General features: G+C 66.9%; 21 protein-coding genes. 15 read left to right on the top strand and 6 right to left on the bottom strand.

Going from position 1 to position 19,912, the window contains the following annotated elements:
- Positions 1-96: 96 nt before the first annotated feature.
- The 3 genes from LZ586_RS17645 to LZ586_RS17635 are packed head-to-tail and all read right to left on the bottom strand — an operon-like array spanning position 97 to position 2,515.
- On the bottom strand, positions 97-750 hold the full coding sequence (locus tag LZ586_RS17645) for a CoA transferase subunit B (protein WP_235077603.1): 654 nt from the start codon (positions 748-750) through the stop codon (positions 97-99).
- Complete coding sequence (locus LZ586_RS17640) at positions 750-1,811, bottom strand: HAD family acid phosphatase (protein ID WP_235077602.1); 1,062 nt, start codon at positions 1,809-1,811, stop codon at positions 750-752. Before LZ586_RS17640 ends, LZ586_RS17645 begins: the two co-directional genes overlap by 1 nt.
- Positions 1,808-2,515 (bottom strand): CoA transferase subunit A, encoded by a 708-nt coding sequence (locus tag LZ586_RS17635; protein ID WP_235077601.1) that lies wholly within the window; start codon positions 2,513-2,515, stop codon positions 1,808-1,810. Before LZ586_RS17635 ends, LZ586_RS17640 begins: the two co-directional genes overlap by 4 nt.
- Positions 2,516-2,618: 103 nt before the next feature.
- On the opposite strand from LZ586_RS17635, the gene LZ586_RS17630 reads away from it, so the two are divergent.
- Complete coding sequence (locus LZ586_RS17630) at positions 2,619-4,268, top strand: thiamine pyrophosphate-dependent enzyme (RefSeq protein ID WP_235077600.1); 1,650 nt, start codon at positions 2,619-2,621, stop codon at positions 4,266-4,268.
- A gap of 38 nt (positions 4,269-4,306) precedes the next feature.
- Complete coding sequence (locus LZ586_RS17625) at positions 4,307-4,546, top strand: hypothetical protein (RefSeq protein WP_235077599.1); 240 nt, start codon at positions 4,307-4,309, stop codon at positions 4,544-4,546.
- 59 nt (positions 4,547-4,605) lie between these two features.
- Here LZ586_RS17625 and LZ586_RS17620 read toward each other — a convergent pair whose 3' ends face one another.
- The 3 genes from LZ586_RS17620 to thiS all read right to left on the bottom strand — a co-directional run bounded on the left by LZ586_RS17620 (position 4,606) and on the right by thiS (position 6,647).
- Complete coding sequence (locus LZ586_RS17620) at positions 4,606-4,776, bottom strand: CsbD family protein (protein WP_235077598.1); 171 nt, start codon at positions 4,774-4,776, stop codon at positions 4,606-4,608.
- A gap of 87 nt (positions 4,777-4,863) precedes the next feature.
- Entirely contained in the window at positions 4,864-5,640 is a 777-nt protein-coding gene (locus LZ586_RS17615) for an alpha/beta hydrolase (protein WP_235077597.1), read from the bottom strand.
- Positions 5,640-6,647: a sulfur carrier protein ThiS gene (thiS, locus tag LZ586_RS17610; protein ID WP_319938020.1), complete on the bottom strand. Its 1,008-nt coding sequence runs from the start codon at positions 6,645-6,647 to the stop codon at positions 5,640-5,642. The genes LZ586_RS17615 and thiS overlap by 1 nt, the downstream gene beginning before the upstream one ends.
- A gap of 80 nt (positions 6,648-6,727) precedes the next feature.
- On the opposite strand from thiS, the gene aroQ reads away from it, so the two are divergent.
- From aroQ to bfr, 13 genes are all read left to right on the top strand, one after another.
- The gene (gene aroQ, locus LZ586_RS17600; RefSeq protein WP_235077596.1) at positions 6,728-7,162 is read left to right on the top strand and encodes a type II 3-dehydroquinate dehydratase; all 435 of its coding nucleotides are present in this window, start codon (positions 6,728-6,730) and stop codon (positions 7,160-7,162) included.
- 65 nt (positions 7,163-7,227) lie between these two features.
- Positions 7,228-7,686 carry an acetyl-CoA carboxylase biotin carboxyl carrier protein gene (gene accB, locus LZ586_RS17595; RefSeq protein WP_413777348.1) on the top strand — a complete coding sequence of 153 codons (459 nt, stop codon included), beginning with the start codon at positions 7,228-7,230 and terminating at the stop codon, positions 7,684-7,686.
- Between the two features lie 2 nt (positions 7,687-7,688).
- The gene (gene accC / locus LZ586_RS17590) at positions 7,689-9,041 is read left to right on the top strand and encodes an acetyl-CoA carboxylase biotin carboxylase subunit (RefSeq protein WP_235077594.1); all 1,353 of its coding nucleotides are present in this window, start codon (positions 7,689-7,691) and stop codon (positions 9,039-9,041) included.
- Positions 9,038-9,373 (top strand): arsenate reductase (glutaredoxin), encoded by a 336-nt coding sequence (gene arsC / locus LZ586_RS17585; protein WP_235079846.1) that lies wholly within the window; start codon positions 9,038-9,040, stop codon positions 9,371-9,373. The genes accC and arsC overlap by 4 nt, the downstream gene beginning before the upstream one ends.
- A 10-nt stretch (positions 9,374-9,383) precedes the next feature.
- A complete protein-coding gene (locus LZ586_RS17580; RefSeq protein WP_235077593.1) occupies positions 9,384-10,826 on the top strand; it encodes a phospholipase D-like domain-containing protein in 1,443 nt (480 codons plus the stop codon).
- Between the two features lie 26 nt (positions 10,827-10,852).
- Positions 10,853-11,686, top strand: a complete 834-nt coding sequence (locus LZ586_RS17575; RefSeq protein ID WP_235077592.1) for a TIGR00266 family protein — start codon at positions 10,853-10,855, stop codon at positions 11,684-11,686.
- Between the two features lie 98 nt (positions 11,687-11,784).
- Positions 11,785-14,007 (top strand): catalase/peroxidase HPI, encoded by a 2,223-nt coding sequence (katG, locus tag LZ586_RS17570; RefSeq protein WP_235077591.1) that lies wholly within the window; start codon positions 11,785-11,787, stop codon positions 14,005-14,007.
- Between the two features lie 378 nt (positions 14,008-14,385).
- Positions 14,386-16,605, top strand: coding sequence for a phosphoribosylformylglycinamidine synthase subunit PurL (gene purL, locus LZ586_RS17565; protein ID WP_235077590.1), 2,220 nt, complete (start codon positions 14,386-14,388; stop codon positions 16,603-16,605).
- A 59-nt stretch (positions 16,606-16,664) separates the two neighbouring features.
- Entirely contained in the window at positions 16,665-17,036 is a 372-nt protein-coding gene (locus LZ586_RS17560) for a hypothetical protein (protein ID WP_235077589.1), read from the top strand.
- A 57-nt stretch (positions 17,037-17,093) separates the two neighbouring features.
- Positions 17,094-17,768: a nitroreductase family protein gene (locus LZ586_RS17555; protein WP_235077588.1), complete on the top strand. Its 675-nt coding sequence runs from the start codon at positions 17,094-17,096 to the stop codon at positions 17,766-17,768.
- A gap of 12 nt (positions 17,769-17,780) precedes the next feature.
- Positions 17,781-19,040 carry a DUF418 domain-containing protein gene (locus tag LZ586_RS17550; RefSeq protein ID WP_235077587.1) on the top strand — a complete coding sequence of 420 codons (1,260 nt, stop codon included), beginning with the start codon at positions 17,781-17,783 and terminating at the stop codon, positions 19,038-19,040.
- Between the two features lie 79 nt (positions 19,041-19,119).
- Entirely contained in the window at positions 19,120-19,290 is a 171-nt protein-coding gene (locus tag LZ586_RS17545; RefSeq protein ID WP_235077586.1) for a bacterioferritin-associated ferredoxin, read from the top strand.
- An 89-nt stretch (positions 19,291-19,379) separates the two neighbouring features.
- A complete protein-coding gene (bfr, locus tag LZ586_RS17540; RefSeq protein ID WP_235077585.1) occupies positions 19,380-19,865 on the top strand; it encodes a bacterioferritin in 486 nt (161 codons plus the stop codon).
- Positions 19,866-19,912 lie beyond the last annotated feature (47 nt).

Here is a 19,912-nt window from a genome sequence, read left to right as displayed (position 1 = left end):
ACTTCCTCAACCAACCAAAAGGTTGGTTGAGGCGAATCCTACGCGCTGGTCTCGCCTGGCCCGTTCGCGGGAGCGCCCTGTTCGGTGCGCCCCCGCTCAGGCGGAGATGGGGGCCGCCAGCTCGAAATTCGCACTGGTCTTGGCCGCGACTTCTTCGGCGGTCACGCCCGGGGCCAGCTCGACCAAGCGGAACGGGCTGTCGTGATCGGGGCGCTGGAACACGGCAAGGTCGGTGATGATCATGTCGACCACGTTCCTGCCCGTCAGCGGCAGGGTGCAGGCCGGGATGAACTTGGGGTCGCCGTTCTTGCTGGTGTGCTCCATCACGACGATGATCTTCTTGACGCCCGCAACCAGGTCCATGGCGCCACCCATGCCCTTGATCATCTTGCCCGGGATCATCCAATTGGCGATGTCGCCGGTCTCCGACACCTCCATCGCCCCGAGCACGGTCAGGTCGATATGCCCGCCGCGGATCATCGCGAAGCTGTCGGCGCTGGAGAAATAGACCGACTGGGGCAGCTCGCTGATGGTCTGCTTGCCCGCGTTGATCAGGTCTGCGTCTTCCTCGCCCTCATACGGGAACGGACCGATGCCGAGCATCCCGTTCTCCGACTGAAGCGTCACTTCCACGCCCGCGGGGATGTGGTTGGCGACCAGTGTGGGGATGCCAATGCCGAGATTGACGTAGAAGCCGTCCTGCAGCTCGCGCGCGGCGCGCGCCGCCATTTCGTCCCGCGTCCAGGGCATCACTTCTTCTCCTGTGGATCGGTCCAGCGCACGGCGGGCGGGAACACCTCGTCCATGCCGCCCTTCAGGCCCGTGCCATAGACGGGATTGGGCAGCATGAACCAGCCGGCGCCCCAGAGCGGCGCGACCAGACTGGCGCCGACGCTGCTACGGCGGGCCTGGACGCCGAGTTCGGGCGCGTTGAACAAGTCGCTGAAGTCGCCGAGCTGGTCGCCGGCCAGAGCGACGATGCAATAGCGCTCGGCGATGCGGGCGCGGCGGGCATCCTTGCCGCTCGGCTCGCCCTCGCCGCGCAGCCACAGCGTGTCGCCGAGGGTGGCGGGTCCCAGCCCCGCACGATCGAGTGCGGCTATCGTCTGGGGCGCAGTGGCGGCGGAGCGGTTCGAATTGAACACGATCGTGAAGCCCTCGCGGCGGGCGGCGGCCAGCGCCTCGGCGGCGCCGGGCACCGCCAGCATCTGCTCGACGCCGGTTTGCTCCCACCGGCTCCAGCGCGCGGCGTCATAGCCGCCGCCGCGCTGCGCCGTGTCGGCTTCGTAGCCGAGATTCTGGAGCACGGTCTCGTCGATATCGAGCACGACCGCCATCGGCCGCTTGCCGCAGGTCTCGAACTTGGGATTGTCGAGGGTGGAGCCCGGCGAGAGCGCGACCGACTTCGCCTGGGACTTGTCGCGCAGATAGCCGATCTCGACCCGAAGATAGTTCCACAGCCCCTGATAGGCCTGAAAGCTGAGCGCCGCGGCTTCGCCCGAGCCATAGAGATACTGCATCTCCGGCGGCACCGTGGCCGAGGCGGCGCGCGCCGGCAGGCTGCCGTCGGGCGCCGGTAGCTGGTTGAGCGTCGTGACCGTGACGCGCTGGCCGTCTGGCGTGACGATGCTCTTGCCCGGCTTTGGCGCCTCCGCCTTGCGCTTCGCGCCGCGCTCGCGCTTGTTCGCGCTGTCCTGGCGTGCCTTGTAGAGGCCGCCCGCCGCGGCGACCGGCACTGCCGCGGCGATGCAGCCCGACAGCACAAACGCCGCGCCCGCGAGCAAGGCCGCCGAAGACCGCAGCACGCTCATGCCGCCGCCCGGGGCCGCACGGTGCGGAACTCGATCTTCTTGTCGTACGGCGCGCCGACGATCAGCCGCTTCACATAGATGCCGGGCAAATGGATCTGATCGGGATCGAGGCTGCCGACCGGCACCACTTCCTCCACCTCCGCGACGCATACCTTGCCCGCGGTCGCCATGGGCTGGTTGAAGTTGCGCGCGGTCTTGCGGAACAGCAGGTTGCCGGCCTCGTCGGCCTTCCACCCCTTGATGATCGACAGGTCGGCGCGGATCCCGCGCTCGAGGATATAGTCCTCACCGTCGAAGCTCTTCACTTCCTTGCCCTGCGCCACCAGCGTGCCGACTCCAGTCTTGGTGTAGAAGCCGGGGATGCCGGCACCGCCGGCGCGGCAGCGTTCGGCCAGGGTCCCTTGCGGGCAGAACTCCACCTCCAGCTCGCCGGAGAGATATTGCCGCTCGAATTCCTTGTTCTCGCCGACATAAGAGGAGATCATCTTCTTGACCTGGCGCGAGCGGAGCAGCTTGCCGAGGCCTTCATTGTCGATGCCGGCATTGTTGGAGGCGATGGTCAGGTCCCTGGTCCCCGCCGCCTGGATCGCGTCGATCAGCCGCTCAGGGATGCCCGACAGGCCGAACCCGCCGGCGCAGATGGTCATGCCGTCGAACAGCAATCCCTCCAGCGCCGCGGCTGCGTCCGGGTAAAGCTTCTTCATGGCCGTCCTCTCCTGAACCCAGGCGGCGATAAGCCCGCGCCAGAGCTAGCGTCAAGCGGCGGCGGCCCTTCCGTTTTGCAGACAGCGCGGGTTAGGATGGCGCATGACCGAACTTCGCAACGGCGGCCGCATCCTTGTCGACAATCTGGTGGCGCAGGGGTGCGACCGGATCTTCCATGTGCCGGGCGAGAGCTTCCTGGCGGTATTGGACGCTCTGGTTGACGCCGACGACATCGATCTGGTCACCTGCCGGCAGGAAGGCGGGGCGGCGTTCATGGCGTGCGCCGATGCAGCGATGACCGGACGGCCCGGCGTGTGCTTCGTCACGCGGGGGCCGGGGGCGACCAACGCGTCGATCGGCGTGCATGTCGCGATGCAGGATTCGCAGCCGATGCTGCTGTTCGTCGGCGATGTCGACCGAAGAATGCGCGATCGTGAAGGTTTCCAGGAAGTCGACCTGCCGGCGATGTTCGCGCCGCTGGCGAAATGGTCGACGCGGATCGAGGATGCGCGCCGGATCCCCGAGTACGTCGCACGCGCTTGGAATGTCGCAATTAGCGGACGGCCCGGGCCGGTGGTGATCGCGCTGCCCGAGGACATGCTGCTGGACGCAGTCGAGGCAGTGGACCGCCCGCCCCTGCCCCGCCTCAACCAGGCACCCGACGCGCGGGCGATGCAGACGCTCTCGGCGATGCTCGACGGCGCGCAGCGGCCGGTGGCGATCGTTGGGGGTGCGGGCTGGAACGCCGCGGCAGGCGCGCAGTTCGCAGCCTTTGCCGAGCGGCGCGGCATTCCCGTCGCGACGGCCTTCCGCCGGCAGGACGCGCTGCCCGCCGACTGCGCGGTCTATGCCGGCAATCTGGGCTATGGTCCCAATCCCAAGCTGGTGGCGCGCATTAAGACCGCCGACCTGCTGCTGGTCGTCGGCGCGCGGCTGGGCGAGGCGACGACCGACGGATACACGCTGATCACCCCCGATCATCCCGGACAGACACTGGTCCATGTCCACCCCGATCCGAGCGAACTGGGCCGAGTCTACCAGGCCGATGTGGCGATCTGCGCCGACATGCCGAGCTTTGCCGGCGCGATCGCGCTGGAGAATCGCGGCACGCCCTCGCGGCTCGGCGCCGAAGCGCATGCGGAGTGGCGCGTCTGGTCGACGCCGCAGCCGCGCGAGGGCGTCGCGCTCGATCTGGGCCAATGCGTCGCGGCGATGCGCGAGGCGATGCCGGCCGACACGATCATCTGCAACGGCGCGGGCAATTTCTCCGGCTGGTGGCACCGCTATTGGCATTACGGTCCGCAACCCTCGCAGCTGGCGCCGACCGCTGGGGCGATGGGCTATGGCGTGCCCGCCGCAGTCGCCGCGGCCCTGCGGGCGCCTGAGCGCCAGGTGGTGGCGGTGGCGGGTGACGGCGATTTCCTGATGAACGGCCAGGAACTCGCCACTGCCGTGCAGCACGGCGCGAACCTGCTGGTGATCGTCGTCGACAATGCCGCCTATGGCACGATCCGCATGCACCAGGAGCGCGAATTTCCCACACGCTTGTCGGGCACGACCTTGCGCAATCCCGACTTTGCCGCGCTGGCCCGCGCCTTTGGCGGCTGGGCGGAAACGGTGGAGCGGACCGAGGCGTTCGCGCCCGCACTGGCCCGCGCGCTGTCGCAAAGCGGCGTGCGCCTGCTCCACCTCAAGACCGATGTCGAAGTGATCACTGCGGCAACCACGATCGCCGCCATTAGGAATCGCTGAACCCTCCCCCGCTATGATGCGGGCGGAAGGAGACATGCATGTCGTGGCGTAGCGTACATATCGGCAAGGAAAACGACCAATTCGCGCTCAATGGCGTGAGGGTGTGGCAGCAGGAATGGCGCTGGCTGAACGGCCAGACCGTGCGCCTGCCCAATCCGCTCGATTCGTCGCAGACCGAGTCGTTCTCCGTCTGCGAGGTCGGCCCGGCGCGCAGTCCGGTGCGCTTCGCGGCGGCCCGGCTGCCGAGCCGGCTCTGGGCCTTCTACGTCAACGACTGAAACGAGAAGAGGCGGCCCGTTTCCGGACCGCCCCTTCCCCTGCGTAAGCACGTATCAGGTCAGATGTCGTCGCCGAGCGCGCCCTTGACCTTGCCGGTGAACTGCTCGCCCTTGCCCTTGAGCTGCTGCGCGGCGCCTTCGTCGCGCGTCTCGGGGTTCGGCGACTGCTGCTTCACCTTGCCGACGAGTTCGTCGACATTGCCTTTGATCTTGTCGGTAAGTTCACCCATGATCATTCTCCTGGCTGCGGGGCCGGCACCCTGTTGGCGCTCTTGCATCCCGTTGCAGAAGATAACGGCCAGGCGCCCGCAGGGTTCCTAACGCTTCGCCGCGGCCACCGTATCGAGAAAGCCGGTCACGGCCTTCCACGCCGGCTCCGCGCCCTCGGGATTGCGTTCGCGCAGCAACGTCGAGGAACCATGGAAGCCGCCCAGCTTGGGCACGAACTGCACCTTGGCCTGGGCAGGCGCCGCATCGATCACTGCGCGCGCCCCATCGATCTCACGCCCTTCCTGCGCGGAGGTGACGAACACCGGCGTACGGAGCTTGGCCGCCGCCCGCGCGAGGAGGTGCGTGTCGTCGAAATACTCGCCCGGGGAGAAGGCCAGCACCGCGGCGACGTCCCCGGGGCGATCAGCGGCGAGCAGGACGGCGAGCGAAGCCGAATAGCTGCTGCCCCACAGGATCACCGGCAGCTTCTGCCGCTTCGCCCAGTCGAGCGCCGCGACGAGGTCGGGCATGGCATCGAGATAGCCGACGCGCTTGCCCAGCCGTTGCGCGGTGGCATTACCGCCGAACAGGGCGCCGCCCCGCCGCTGGTCGATCCGCAGCGAAGAATAGCCTGTCTGCGCCAGCCGCGGCGCAATCAGGGCATATTCATCCTTGCCGGAATCGTCCTGGTGGAACAGCAGGATCAGCGCGCGGGGATGTTCGACCTGGGTATAGACGCCATCGACTCGCACCCCGTCCGAGGTGGTCAGGGTCACCGGCTCGGCGGCGACGCGGCCGACGCTGTTGGTGCTGCCGCCATTCTGGCCGGGCTGCGGGTTGCACGCCCCCAGCGCCAGCAATCCGGCGAGCAGCGCCGTGCGCATCAGATCAGGCCGGCCAGCGGGCTCGACGGATCGGCATAGCGGCGCTTCCCCATGCGCCCGGCGCGGTAGGACAGCCGCCCCGCCTCCACCGCCGCCTTCATCGCCGACGCCATCATGATGGGATCCTTGGCTTCCGCGATCGCCGTGTTCATCAGCACGCCGTCGCAGCCCAGTTCCATAGCCACCGCCGCGTCGGACGCCGAGCCGACGCCGGCATCGACCAGCACCGGCACCTTGGCACCCTCGACGATCAGGCGGATCGTCACCTGGTTCTGGATGCCCAGGCCCGACCCGATCGGCGCGCCGAGCGGCATGATCGCCACCGCGCCGACATCCTCGAGCCGCTTGGCAGCGATCGGATCGTCGACGCAATAGACCATCGGCTTGAAGCCCTCCTTGGCCAGCACTTCGGTGGCGCGCAGCGTCTCGACCATGTCGGGATAGAGCGTGCGGGCTTCGCCGAGCACTTCGAGCTTCACCAGCTCCCAGCCGCCGGCTTCGCGCGCCAGCCGCAGCGTGCGGATCGCGCTGTCGGCATCGAAACAGCCGGCGGTGTTGGGCAAATAGGTGATCTTCTTGGGATCGATATAGTCGGTCAGCATCGGCGCGGTCGGGTCGCTGACGTTCACGCGGCGCACCGCCACCGTGACGATCTCCGCGCCGCTGGCTTCCACCGCCGCCGCGTTCTGGGCGAAGTCCTTGTACTTGCCGGTGCCGACGATCAGCCGCGAGCGGAAGGTCTTGCCCGCGACGCTCCAGCTATCGTCCGCAGTCACCGCGCCGGCATGGTCGCCGCCGCCCACGAAATGGACGATCTCCAGCTCGTCGCCATCCTCGACCAGCACTTCGCCCAGAGTCGAGCGCGGCACGACTTCGAGATTGCGCTCCACCGCGATCTTTTCCGGCACCAGTCCCATCTCTTCGGCGAGCTTGAGGATGGTGAGGCCGGCGGTGACACGCTTGTGCTCGCCATTGACGCTGATGGAGACGGTACCGTCGGTGTGCATGAACCAGCCTTGAAATTTGATCGGGGACGCTGGGTCATATAGGGTCCGCCCCGCTGAAGCCGCAACCGAAAGGCAACTCCTTGGCCGACACGATCTATGTCCTCAACGGTCCCAATCTCAACCTGCTGGGGCTGCGCGAGCCGGAGATCTATGGCCATGACACCTTGGACGACATCGCCGGACAGATGGAGGACCGGGCGCGTGAGCTCGACCTGGTGATCGACATGCGCCAGTCCAATCATGAAGGGCATCTGATCGACTGGCTGCACGAAGCGCAGGCGCGCGGCGTGCAGGCGGTGATCCTCAATCCGGGCGGCTACACGCATACCTCGGTCGCGTTGCACGACGCGATTCGGAGCATCACCACGCCGGTGATCGAAGTGCATCTATCCAATCCACATGCGCGCGAGGACTTCCGGCATACCAGCTTCGCCGGTCGTGCCGCGCGCGGAACCATCGCCGGCTTTGGCGCGCTCAGCTACATGCTCGCGCTTGAAGCCGCCGCGCGACTCTGACAGAGGGCGCGGTTTCATTCGTACAAAAAGGGTCGTCTGTGGCCGAGAACAATAATTCAGGGGCGATGCAGGTGGATATCGAGCTGGTACGTCAGCTCGCCGCCGTGCTCGATGATACGCAGCTAACCGAAATCGAAGTGGAGGACGGCACCCGCCGCGTCCGCGTCGCGCGCAAGGTGCAGGCGGCACCCGCCGTGCACATGGCGCCGGCGCCGCAAATGGCGATGCCTGCTTCCGTGGCACCCGCAGCGGCACCGAGCGAAGTCGGCGCGCCGGCGCCTGCGGCCACGCAGAACGCAGTCAAGTCGCCGATGGTCGGCACGGCCTATCTGAAGCCCAATCCGGAGGCGAAGACCTTTGTGAGCGTGGGCGACAAGGTCGCGGCCGGCGACACGCTGCTGATCATCGAGGCGATGAAGGTGATGAACACCATCAACGCGCCCAGCGCCGGCACCGTCAAGGCAATCCTGGTCGAGAACGGCCAGCCCGTCGAATTCGACCAGCCGCTCGTGGTCGTCGAGTAAGCATGCCGCAGATCAAGAAGCTTCTGATCGCCAACCGAGGCGAGATCGCGCTGCGCATCCACCGCGCGTGCCACGAAATGGGCATCAAGACGGTGGCAGTGCATTCCACCGCCGATTCCGACGCGATGCATGTGCGCCTGGCGGACGAGGCGATCTGCATCGGGCCGCCCCCTGCGGGTGAGAGCTATCTCAACATCCCCAACATCATCTCGGCAGCCGAAATTTCGGGCGCGGACGCGATCCATCCGGGATACGGCTTCCTCTCGGAGAACGCGCAGTTCGCCGAGATCGTCGAAGCGCACGGGCTGCTGTTCGTCGGTCCCAAGCCCGAGCATATCCGCACGATGGGCGACAAGATCGAGGCCAAGCGCACCGCCGGCGCCCTGGGCCTGCCGCTCGTCCCCGGCTCGGACGGGCCGATCAGCGACCTGGCCGAGGCCAAGGAGATCGCGGCGCGCGCCGGCTATCCGGTGATCATCAAGGCTGCCTCTGGCGGCGGCGGGCGCGGCATGAAGGTGTGCACGTCCGAGGACCAGCTCGAAACGCTGATGCAGCAGGCGGGCAGCGAGGCGAAGGCCGCGTTCGGCGACGCGACCGTTTACCTCGAGAAATATCTCGGCAATCCGCGCCACATCGAGTTCCAGGTGTTCGGCGACGGCAATGGCAACGCCATCCATCTGGGGGAGCGCGACTGCTCGCTCCAGCGCCGTCACCAGAAGGTGCTGGAAGAAGCGCTGTCCCCGGTCATCACGCCCGAGGACCGCGCGCGCATGGGCGGGATCGTCGCCAAGGCGATGGCCGACATGGCCTATCGCGGCGCCGGCACGATCGAGTTCCTGTGGGAAGACGGCGAGTTCTACTTCATCGAGATGAACACCCGGCTTCAGGTCGAGCATCCGGTGACCGAGATGATCACCGGCATGGACCTGGTGCGCGAGCAGATCCGCGTTGCCGAGGGGCATCCGCTGTCGGTGAGGCAGGACGAGATCGAGTTCCGCGGCCATGCGATCGAGTGCCGCATCAATGCCGAGGATCCCAAGACCTTCGCGCCCTCGCCGGGCAAGGTCACCTATTTCCATGCGCCCGGCGGCATGCACGTGCGCGTCGATAGCGGGATCTATGCCGGCTACAAGATCCCGCCTTATTACGATTCGATGATCGCCAAGCTGATCGTCTTCGGCCGCACCCGCGAGGGCTGCATCCGGCGGCTGCGGCGCGCGCTCGAGGAGTTCGTGGTGGAAGGCGTGAAGACCACCATTCCGCTGCACCAGGCGCTGCTCGACGAGCCCGACTTCCAATCGGGCAACTACACGATCAAGTGGCTGGAAGAGTGGCTGGCGAAGCAGGACGCGTGAAGGCGACGATCTACCATAATCCACGCTGTTCGAAATCGCGCGAGGCGTTGGCGATCCTGAAGGACGCCGGCGCGCAGGTGGAGGTGGTCGAGTATCTCAAGACGCCGCCGTCGCGTGAAAAACTGGCGGAGCTGTACGCGCGGGCCGGGATGTCGCCGAGGGCCGGGCTGCGGATGGCGGAGGATGCCGCCAAGCCGCTTAAGGCGGCGGACGCGGACACGATCCTGGACGCGATGCTGGTCGATCCGTTGCTGATCGAGCGTCCGCTGGTGGAAACCGAAAAGGGCGTGCGGCTGGGCCGGCCTCCTGAGAAGGTCCGCGAAATCCTGTGACTCGCGCACGGTGAGCATCGCACGTCCGGGCGATACCGCATGGCGTATCGAGCAGGCCACCCGCGCGTCGGTGATCGTCGACGCCGAGGATTATTTCCGCGCGGTCCGCGACGCCATGCTCGAGGCCAAGCACCAGATCCTGCTGATCGGCTGGGACTTCGATGCGCGCATCCGCCTGGCCGAGGCTTGTGACGCAGCGCCGGGGGCGCCCGAACAGGTCGGGCCGTTCCTGACCTGGCTTGCCCGGCGCACGCCGACGCTCAACATCTATCTGCTGCGCTGGGACATGGGGGCGCTCAAGTCGTTCGTGCGGCCCAGGACGATCGCGACGATCGCGCGCTGGATGCTCCACCCGCGCATCCATCCGCGGCTTGACGGGCATCACCCGCCCGGCGCCTCGCACCACCAGAAGATCGTCGTGATCGACGACTGCCTAGCCTTTTGCGGCGGCATCGACATGACCGCGGGCCGCTGGGACACCCGCGCCCACCGCGACGACGAGCCGCGCCGCGCCAATCCGGGCCGCAAGCCACACGCGCCCTGGCACGATGCCACCACCGCGCTGCAGGGGCCGATCGCCAAGGCACTGGGCGAGCTCGCGCGCGACCGCTGGGCTCTGTCTGGCGGGCCGGAGATCGCGCCGCCGCCGGCGTCCGAGCTGTGCTGGCCGCCGATCCTCACGCCGCATTTCGAGAACACCCCCGCGGCGATCTCGCGCACCCAGCCCGAGTGCAAGGGCGCCGAACCGATCCACGAAATCGAGCAACTCTACCTCGCGCTGATCGCCAGCGCGCGGCACACGATCTATGCCGAGAGCCAGTATTTCGCGTCGCGCCGGATCGCCGAGGCGATCGCCCGCCGGCTCGACGAGCCCGACGGTCCCGAGATCGTCATCGTCAACCCGACCCAGGCCGATGGCTGGCTGGAGCAGCTGGCGATGGACACCGCCCGCGCCCGGCTGGTCGAGGCGCTGCATCAGCGCGACCGCCATGGCCGGCTGCGCCTCTACCACCCGTTCACCGCGGGGGGGCAGCCGATCTACGTCCATGCCAAGGTGCTGGTGGTCGACGACCAGGTGTTGCGCATCGGCTCGTCCAACTTCAACAACCGCTCGCTGCGGCTCGACACCGAGTGCGACGTGACGATCGAGGCGCGCGACGATGCCATGCGCACCAGCATCCGGGGGATCCGCGAGGGCCTGCTCGCCGAGCATCTGGGATCGACGCCCGAGGAAGTCGCCGCCACCATCGAAGCCAAGGGTTCGCTGATCGCCGCGATCGAAGCGCTGCGCGAGCGCCCCGGGCGAACGCTGCGGCCCTATCAGGTGCCCGACCTGACCGCGGTCTCCGCGTGGCTGGCCGAGAACGAGGCGCTCGACCCCGAAAACCCCGAAGACCTGTTCGAGCCGGTGGCGAGCGGCGGGCTCTTTCGCCGGCTGCGCAAGCCGCGGTAAGAGGGCGCATCAACAAGGAGCCGATCATGCCCCCCAGCCCCTGGCAGCACCATCGCAACACCGGCCTGGCCGACGATATCGACTTCGAGATCAAAGGACAGGAACTTCAGTTCGTCGAGATCGAGCTCGATCCGGGCGAGAGCGCGGTGGCCGAAGCGGGCGCGATGGTGTGGAAGGATGCTTCGGTGACTATGACCACCGTGTTCGGCGACGGCAGCGGCGGCCAGGGCGGCGGCTTCATGGGCAAGCTGCTAGGCGCCGGCAAGCGGCTGGTGACGGGGGAAAGCCTGTTCACCACCGTCTTCACCCATGAAGGCCGCGGCAAGGCGCGCGTCGCGTTTTCCGCCCCCACACCCGGCGCGATCCTGCCGATCAAGCTCGACACACTCGGGGGCACGCTGATCTGCCAGAAGGACAGCTTCCTCGCGGCGGCGAAGGGCGTGTCGATCGGCATCCACTTCCAGCGCCGCGTCATGACCGGTCTGTTCGGTGGCGAAGGCTTCATCATGCAGCGGCTGGAGGGCGATGGCTGGGTGTTCGTCCAGATGGGCGGCACCGTGGTCGAGCGCGTGCTGGAGCCCGGCGAGGAACTCCATGTCGACACCGGCTGCATCGCGGCGTTCACGCCCAGCGTCGATTTCGACCTGATCGCGGCTGGCGGGGTGAAGAGCATGATCTTCGGCGGCGAAGGCGTGTTCTTCGCGCGCCTGACCGGGCCCGGCAAGGTGTGGATCCAGTCCCTTCCCTTCGCGCGGCTCGCCGGCCGGATGCTGGCGGCGGCAGGGAGCCAGGGGGGCGGGAACCGGGGCGAAGGCTCCGCACTCGGCAGCCTGGGCGACTTCATCGGCGGCAATCACTGATCGACCGCGCCAATCGGTCTGACCGACGTAGATCGTTTTGCGCGCCCGGTTTCTAGGCCTACGCTGCGCGCAACATGACGGCAGAGAGGAGCCTCCCGATGGACGCGATCACCGAGACGAGCCCGATCAACGATCCCAAAAAGCAGCCCGAGGCGCTCCGGCGCCTGCTTGGCCAGACCAGCCGCGACTGGTGGCCCGAGCAGCTCAGCCTGGACATCCTCACGCAGAACGGGGTTTCGCCGAACCCCTACGGGCCCGACTTCAACTATCGCGAGGAGTTCAAGAGCCTCGATTATTGGGCGGTCAAGGAAGACCTGAAGGCGCTGATGACCGACAGCCAGCCCTGGTGGCCGGCCGATTACGGGCATTACGGCCCCTTCTTCATCCGCATGGCGTGGCACTCGGCCGGCACCTATCGCACCGGCGACGGTCGTGGCGGCTCCTCGTCGGGCTCGCAGCGCTTCGCGCCGCTCAACTCCTGGCCGGACAACGGCAATCTCGACAAGGCTCGTCGCCTGCTCTGGCCGGTCAAGCAGAAATACGGCGCCAAGCTCAGCTGGGCCGACCTGTTCATCCTGACCGGCAACGTCGCGATCGAATCGATGGGCGGCCCGACCTTCGGCTTCTCCGGAGGGCGTGAGGATGTGTTCGAGCCCGAACGCGACATCTATTGGGGCACCGAGCAGGAATGGCTCGGCCAGACCCGTATCGACGAGGAAGCGGGGCTGACGCTCGAGAACCCGCTCGCGGCGATCCAGCACGGCCTGATCTACGTGAACCCCGAGGGTCCGGGCGGCAAGCCCGACACCAAGGGATCGGCACGCGATCTGCGCGAGACCTTCAGCCGGATGGGCATGAACGACGAGGAGACCGCAGCGCTTACCGCAGGCGGGCACACCTTCGGCAAGGCGCACGGCGCGGGCGACGCGTCGAAGGTCGGCAAGGAGCCCGAAGCCGCAGACATCGCTCAGATGGGGCTGGGCTGGGCCTCCAGCCACGAAACCGGACTGGGCGACCACACCATCACCTCCGGCATCGAAGGCGCATGGACCCCCACCCCTACCAAGTGGGACATGACCTATTTCGACAATTTGCTCGACCACGAATATGAGCTGGTGAAGAGCCCCGCCGGCGCCAATCAGTGGCAGCCGGTCGGCAATCCCGAGGAGACCCAAGCGCCGGCGGCGCACACCCCGGGCAAGAAGGTCGCGACGATGATGACGACCGCCGACAAGGCGTTCAAGGACGACGTGAACTATCGGGCGATCCTGGAGAAGTTCCGCGCCGACCCGGCCTATTTCGCCGACGCCTTCGCTCGCGCCTGGTTCAAGCTGACGCACCGCGACATGGGTCCCAAGAGCCGCTACATCGGCCCCGAAGTCCCGCAGGAGGACCTGCTGTGGCAGGACCCGCTCCCCGCCCCCGCGCGTGACGCGATCACTCCGAACGACGCCGCGGGCCTGCGCCTGCTGATCGCCAAGGCGGGACTTTCAGTGTCCGAGCTGGTCACCACCGCCTGGGCATCGGCCTCCACCTATCGCCAATCGGACCGTCGCGGCGGCGCCAATGGTGCGCGCATCCGCCTGGCCCCGCAAAAGGATTGGGAGGTCAACCGGCCCGAGGAACTCGCCCGCGTCCTCAAGGTCTATGAAGGCATCAAGGCCGAGTTCGAGGCCAGCAACGCGCAAGGACGCAAGGTCTCGATCGCCGACCTGATCGTGCTCGGCGGCTCGGTCGGCATCGAACAGGCGGCACTCGCCGCCGGTCACGCCGTCGAGGTGCCCTTCACGCCGGGCCGTACCGATGCCAGCCAGGAGCAGACCGATGTCGAGAGCTTCGCGGTGCTCGAACCCAAGGTCGACGGCTTCCGCAACTATCTGTCGACGCGCTTCAGCGTGCCGACCGAGGAGCTGCTGGTCGACCGCGCCCAGTTGCTCGGCCTCTCGGCGCCGGAGATGACGGTCCTCGTCGGTGGCCTTCGCGTGCTCGGCGCCAACCATCCCAAGGCCGAGAAGCACGGCGTGCTCACCACCCGTCCGGGCACGCTGACCAACGACTTCTTCATCAACCTTCTCCAGATGGCGACCAGCTGGAAGCAGGTCTCGGACGAGAGTGACCAGGAGTTCGTCGGGACCGATCGCCACACCGGCGAGCAGGTCGGCACCGCATCGCGCACCGACCTGGTGTTCGGATCGAACAGCCAGCTGCGCGCGATCTCGGAAGTCTATGCGTGCGACGACGCCGGACAGAAGTTCGTCCGCGATTTCGTGGCGGCATGGGTGAAGGTGATGAACGCCGACCGGTTCGACCTGCTGGATTGACCGCCAAGTAATCCTCCCCTGCAAGGGAGGTGGCAGCGCGCAGCGCTGACAGAGGGGTATCGCGCTATCGACAGCGGGATACCCCTCCACCACTCGCTAGCGCGGTCCCCCTCCCCTTGCAGGGGAGGATCTAACTGCCGCTACAGTTCGATCTATGCGACGCTCATCTTCAATCCTCCCCCCGGAGGGGGAGGGGAACCAGCGAAGCTGGTGGAGGGGTAGTACCCACGAGCGCGACGGCTTGAGGAGACTACCCCTCCGTCACGCTATGCGTGCCACCTCCCCCTCCGGGGGAGGATTTTTTGTCGGTGCTGGTTCGGAGGCCTCGATCACACGGACAGGTGACGCAGGCGAAAGCCCTCGCTATGGGCTCCAGCCATGACTCAGATCACCCCAGAGACCGTCGCCGAGCACGGCCTTTCCCCCGAGGAATATGAGCGCGTCCTGAAGGCGATGGGCCGCGAGCCCAATCTGACCGAGCTGGGCATCTTCTCGGTGATGTGGTCCGAGCATTGCAGCTACAAGTCGAGCCGCATCCATTTGAAGAAGCTGCCGACCACCGGTCCGCAGGTCATCTGCGGTCCCGGCGAGAATGCCGGCGTGATCGACATCGGCGACAACCAGGCCGCCATCTTCAAGATGGAGAGCCACAACCACCCGAGCTACATCGAGCCCTATCAGGGCGCGGCGACCGGCGTCGGCGGCATCCTGCGCGACGTGTTCACCATGGGCGCGCGCCCGATCGCCAACATGAACGCGCTGCGTTTCGGCCGTCCCGACCATCCCAAGATGCGCCACCTGATCGCCGGCGTCGTCCATGGCATCGGTGGCTATGGCAATTGCGTCGGCGTGCCGACCGTCGGCGGCGAAGTGAACTTCCACCCGGCCTATGACGGCAACATCCTGGTCAACGCGATGACCGTGGGCGTCGCCGATCAGGACAAGATCTTCTATTCCGCCGCGTCGGGCATCGGCAATCCGATCGTCTATGTCGGCTCGAAGACCGGCCGCGACGGCATCCACGGCGCGACCATGGCCTCGGCCGATTTCGGCGAGGACAGCGACGAGAAGCGTCCCACCGTCCAGGTTGGCGATCCCTTCACCGAGAAGCTGCTGATCGAAGCGTGCCTGGAGCTGATGGCCTCCGACGCGATCGTCGCGATCCAGGACATGGGCGCGGCCGGCCTCACCTCTTCCTCCGTCGAGATGGCGTCGAAGGGCGGCGTCGGCATCGAACTGGTGATGGACGACGTGCCCCAGCGCGAAGCGGGCATGACGCCCTATGAAATGATGCTGTCGGAGAGCCAGGAGCGCATGCTCATGGTGTTGAAGCCCGGCCGCGAGGATTTCGCCGAGGCGATCTTCCGCAAATGGGAGCTCGACTTCGCGGTGATCGGCCATGTCACCGATACCGGCCGCATGGTGCTCAAGTGGAAGGGCGAGACCGTCGCCGACATTCCGCTCGCCCCGCTGGCCGACGAAGCGCCGCTTTACGACCGCCCGCATGTGCCTACGCCCAAGCCGGCCGAGCTTACCGACGTGCCCGAGAGCATCGACCCCGCTGCCGACCTGCTCAAGCTGATGGGCTCGCCCGACATCGCCAGCCGCCGGTGGATCTGGGAACAGTATGACCACATGGTCGGCGCCGACACCGTGCAGCGCCCGGGCGGCGATGCCGCAGTGGTTCGCGTCCACGGCACGCAAAAGGCGCTGGCGATGACCACCGACTGCACGCCGCGCTATTGCTTCGTAGACCCGGTCGAGGGCGGCAAGCAGGCGGTGGCCGAGGCGTATCGCAACCTCTCCGCGGTCGGCGCCACGCCGCTCGCGGTGACCAACTGCCTCAACTTCGCGAACCCGCAGCGCCCCGAGATCATGGGCCAGATCGTCGGCTGCCTGGAAGGCATGTCGGAGGCGTGCCGGACGCTCGACTTCCCGATCGTCTCGGGCAATGTCTCGCTCTACAACGAGTCCAAGGCGACCGGCGGCGGCTCGGCGATCCTGCCGACCCCCGCGATCGGCGGCGTCGGCCTGCTCAAGGACTGGCAGAAGAACTGCACGATCGGCTTCAAGGGCACCGGCGACATCGTCATCGCGCTCGGCGAGCGTGCCGGTCATCTCGGCCAGTCGATCTGGCTGCGCGAGATCCATGGCCGCGAAGAAGGCCCGCCGCCCGAAGTCGACCTGATGATGGAGCGCCGCGTCGGCGCATTCGTCCGCTCGGCGATTTCGACCGGCTGCATCACCGCATGCCACGACGTCGCCGATGGCGGCCTGGCGGTCGCGCTGGCGGAAATGGCGCTGGCCTCCAACATCGGCGTGATCATCGACCAGCCCCAGCCCTTCGGCATCGCCGGATCGCTGTTCGGCGAAGATCAGGGCCTGTATGTCGTGACCGTCAAGGACGAGGCGCTGGCCGACTTCCTGGTGGCCGCCGACAAGGCGGGGCTGGTCGCCGATCCGATCGGCCGCACGATCGCCAATCGGCTTATCTTCGAGCTGGAAGAAGGCGACTTCTGCGTCTCGATCGCCGACCTGCGCGCTGCGCATGAGGGGTTCTTCCCCGCACTGATGGGCGAAGACGCCGCGTTGGTCTGACGGCCGGGGGTGCCTCCGGCTCGTTCGCGCGTTAGGTTCGGACGAGAGGGAGATACCAGATGGCCGCAGACCGCGCATTCGCCGGACAGCTTGGGCTGAAGCCCGGCATCCGCTGCTGGTTCCACGACCTGCCCGACGCGCTGCGCGCGCGGCTCGATGCCGATGCGCTCGGCATCGAGGAGCAGCCGACTGCCTCGGACGGGCTGCAATGCGCGCTGTTGTGCGTCGAGGACATCGAAACGCTGCGCCGCCAATTGACGGCGGTGGCGCCGCTGCTGGCGACCAATGCGTTTCTGTGGATCGTCCGCGCCGGAGACGTGGCGCAGCACGCGGCGACGATCGCGGACCTGGCAGATCCGGTAAACCTCGTAGTGGCCGAAACTTGCAGATTTGATGACAAATGGTCAGGAGTGAAGCTGACCGCAAGATGACGTCACGAGTCTCCGGCTCCAGTTCCAAGCGTTGCACAAGCGGGTTCAGGAGATCGGATGAACGACCAGGCGACGCTTCCTTGGCAGCCCTATGCCGTATTGAGTGACTCGGAACGCATCGGCCGCGCCCGCAGCTTTCGCGATGCAATGGGTTCGCGGCGCAGCTGCCGCGCCTTCCAGGACGCGCCGGTACCGCGCGAGGTCATAGAAGCGGCGATCCAGGCCGCTGCCTCCGCTCCCAACGGCGCCAATCGCCAGCCCTGGCATTTCGTCGTGGTATCCTCCCCCGAGGCCAAGTGCGCGATCCGAGTCGCCGCCGAGGAAGAAGAGCGCCGCTTCTATGAGGGCCGCGCCGGCGGCCAGTGGTTGAGCGCGCTGTGGCCGCTCGGCACCGGGCCGGACAAGCCGTATCTGGAAACCGCGCCGTGGATCATCATCGCCTTCGCGCAGCGCTGGGGCGGCACCGGCGAGGACGATCAAGAGCAGAACTATTATGTGACCGAGAGCGTCGGCATCGCCTGCGGTTTGTTGCTCGCGACGCTGCACCAGGCAGGTCTCGCCACGCTGGTGCACACGCCCAACCCGATGCGCTTCCTCAACCGCGTGTGCGGCCGCCCCGACCAGGAAAAGGCGGTGATGATGATCGTCACGGGACATGCCGCCGGGAACGCGCGCATTCCGCGCAGCGCGCTCGAGAAGAAGCCGCTGGAGCAGATCACCAGCTGGCTGTAGCGCGGGCTCCGCATGACGGCGACGCCCCCCCTCTCCTCGCACGCGCAGCGGTTCGCCTCGCTCGACATCATCCGCGGCGTCGCGGTGCTCGGCATCCTGCTGCTCAACATCGTCGGCTTCGCCATGCCAGGCGCGGCGTACGAGAATCCGCGCGCCTATGGCGGGTGGCACGGCGCCGACCTGCTCGTCTGGGGGGTGAACTTCGTCTTGTTCGACGGCAAGATGCGCGGGCTCTTCTCGTTCCTGTTCGGCGCCTCGCTGCTGCTCGTCACGCAGCGGGCGGAGGCGAGCGGGCGCGATCCGGCGCGGGTGCACTATACCCGCATGGCCTGGCTGCTGGTGTTCGGCCTGGCGCATCTCTGGCTGGTATGGGACGGCGACATCCTTGCGCATTACGCCCTGATCGGGATGATCGCCTTTCCGCTGCGCCGGCTACCGACCGAACGGTTGGTCGTGCTGGGGCTGTTGCTGGTCCTCGCGGCCATGGCGATGTTCGCGCTGATCCCGCTGCAGGTGTGGACGCTGGAGCACGCCGCGCCCGGTATTGCCGCGACGCCGGCCCATATCCGCCAGCTCCAGGGCTTCGCCGACACCTTCGGTACTCCGTCTCCCCAGGCGATCGCCCGCGAACTCGCGCGGTACCGCAGCGGCTATGCCGACATCCTCCAGGCTCGGTTCGCCGAAAACGCCACGATGCCGCTTACGATGCTGTTCTTCTACGGCCCGGAAACGCTGGCCTATATGCTGCTCGGCATGGCGTCGCTGCGCAGCGGCATGCTCACCGGCACGTGGCAGCGGGAACGCTATCGGCGGTGGCTGCGGTCGTGCTGGGGCGTTGCGATACCCGCGGGTTGCATCCTGGCCGGCTGGCTGATCGCCAGCGGGTTCGGCTTGCTCCCGGTGACGCTCGCCGGCCTGACGCTCACCGCGCCGTTTCGCCTGCTGATGATCCTGGGCTGGATCTGCCTGCTGCAGCTGGTCCTGCAGCCCGGCCGGGGGCTTGCCCTCCATCTGGCCGCAGCGGGGCGGATGGCGTTCACCAACTATCTCGTCACCAGCCTGATCTGCACCACGGTCTTCTACGGCTATGGCCTGGGCTGGTTCGGGCAGCTCTCGCGCTGGCAGCTTTACCCGGTCGTCTTCGCGGTGTGGGCGCTGATCCTGCTCTGGTCCAAGCCGTGGCTCAGCCATTTCCGATTCGGTCCGTTCGAGTGGATCTGGCGCAGCCTTGCTCGGGGCGCGCTACAACCAATATGGCGAACCGCTTTCTAATAGCTGCGATTGCTTCGCAATAGGCTTGCGAATCGGTCTCATTAGCCGTAGATCACTCACAAACCGGCGTGAGGGTTCGATGGTCGTTTGCGTTTGCAATGGTATTCGGGAGCGGGACGTACGCGAGGCGGCGCGCAGTGGCGCCAGCAGCGCGTGCCAGGCCTATCGCAGCTTGGGGCTGGCAGCGAAGTGCGGTCAATGCGTGCCCTTCGCCCGCGAGATCATCCGGGACGAACGCGCGGCTGCGTGACGTTCGCAACTGAAGAATCGCGGAAATCCGCGGTTTTCGCGTGCTCCTTTTGCCGCTAGACTGTGCCCGTTTCCAACAGAGGTGCAGTGATGAAGGGTGACGCGAAGGTCGTCGAATATTTGAACGAGGTGCTCAAGAACGAGCTCACGGCGATCAACCAATATTGGCTGCACTACCGCCTGCTCGACCATTGGGGCGTGAAGAAGCTCGCCGAACTCGAGCGCCACGAATCCATCGACGAGATGAAGCACGCCGATTGGCTGGCGGAGCGCATCCTGTTCCTCGACGGCCTTCCCAATTTCCAGCTGCTGGGCCGTCTGCGCATCGGCGAGACGGTCGAGGAAGTCCTCCGCGCCGATCTGGCGGTGGAGATCGAAGCGGTCGCCGTCCTGCGCGACGCGATCCAGCATGCCGAGGCGGTCCGCGACTATGTCAGCCGTGACCTGTTCCGCCGCATCCTCGACAGCGAAGAAGAGCATATCGACACGCTCGAGCGCCAGTTCGACATGATCGCGCGCATGGGGATCGAGAACTACATCCAGCTCAACAGCAAGCCCGAAGAACCGCACGGCTGACGAACACGCCTGCGCCGGCGCCAGAGCCGCCGCAGGCGAGGTCCGCA

The sequence above is a fragment of the Sphingomonas sp. S2-65 genome (assembly GCF_021513175.1).
Lineage (GTDB): Bacteria > Pseudomonadota > Alphaproteobacteria > Sphingomonadales > Sphingomonadaceae > Sphingomonas.
Note: the sequence above shows the minus strand (reverse complement) of the source record. Positions and strands in the feature narration are given on the sequence as shown.

Bases quoted from the DNA above. Each gene is read 5' to 3' on its own strand.
- LZ586_RS17645 (WP_235077603.1), bottom strand. From the start codon at position 750: ATGCCCTGGACGCGGGACGAAATGGCGGCGCGCGCCGCGCGCGAGCTG.
- LZ586_RS17640 (WP_235077602.1), bottom strand. From the start codon at position 1,811: ATGAGCGTGCTGCGGTCTTCGGCGGCCTTGCTCGCGGGCGCGGCGTTT.
- LZ586_RS17635 (WP_235077601.1), bottom strand. From the start codon at position 2,515: ATGAAGAAGCTTTACCCGGACGCAGCCGCGGCGCTGGAGGGATTGCTG.
- LZ586_RS17630 (WP_235077600.1), top strand. From the start codon at position 2,619: ATGACCGAACTTCGCAACGGCGGCCGCATCCTTGTCGACAATCTGGTG.
- LZ586_RS17625 (WP_235077599.1), top strand. From the start codon at position 4,307: ATGTCGTGGCGTAGCGTACATATCGGCAAGGAAAACGACCAATTCGCG.
- LZ586_RS17620 (WP_235077598.1), bottom strand. From the start codon at position 4,776: ATGGGTGAACTTACCGACAAGATCAAAGGCAATGTCGACGAACTCGTC.
- LZ586_RS17615 (WP_235077597.1), bottom strand. From the start codon at position 5,640: ATGCGCACGGCGCTGCTCGCCGGATTGCTGGCGCTGGGGGCGTGCAAC.
- thiS (WP_319938020.1), bottom strand. From the start codon at position 6,647: ATGCACACCGACGGTACCGTCTCCATCAGCGTCAATGGCGAGCACAAG.
- accB (WP_413777348.1), top strand. From the start codon at position 7,228: ATGCAGGTGGATATCGAGCTGGTACGTCAGCTCGCCGCCGTGCTCGAT.
- accC (WP_235077594.1), top strand. From the start codon at position 7,689: ATGCCGCAGATCAAGAAGCTTCTGATCGCCAACCGAGGCGAGATCGCG.
- LZ586_RS17575 (WP_235077592.1), top strand. From the start codon at position 10,853: ATGCCCCCCAGCCCCTGGCAGCACCATCGCAACACCGGCCTGGCCGAC.
- katG (WP_235077591.1), top strand. From the start codon at position 11,785: ATGGACGCGATCACCGAGACGAGCCCGATCAACGATCCCAAAAAGCAG.
- purL (WP_235077590.1), top strand. From the start codon at position 14,386: ATGACTCAGATCACCCCAGAGACCGTCGCCGAGCACGGCCTTTCCCCC.
- LZ586_RS17560 (WP_235077589.1), top strand. From the start codon at position 16,665: ATGGCCGCAGACCGCGCATTCGCCGGACAGCTTGGGCTGAAGCCCGGC.
- LZ586_RS17555 (WP_235077588.1), top strand. From the start codon at position 17,094: ATGAACGACCAGGCGACGCTTCCTTGGCAGCCCTATGCCGTATTGAGT.
- LZ586_RS17550 (WP_235077587.1), top strand. From the start codon at position 17,781: ATGACGGCGACGCCCCCCCTCTCCTCGCACGCGCAGCGGTTCGCCTCG.
- LZ586_RS17545 (WP_235077586.1), top strand. From the start codon at position 19,120: ATGGTCGTTTGCGTTTGCAATGGTATTCGGGAGCGGGACGTACGCGAG.
- bfr (WP_235077585.1), top strand. From the start codon at position 19,380: ATGAAGGGTGACGCGAAGGTCGTCGAATATTTGAACGAGGTGCTCAAG.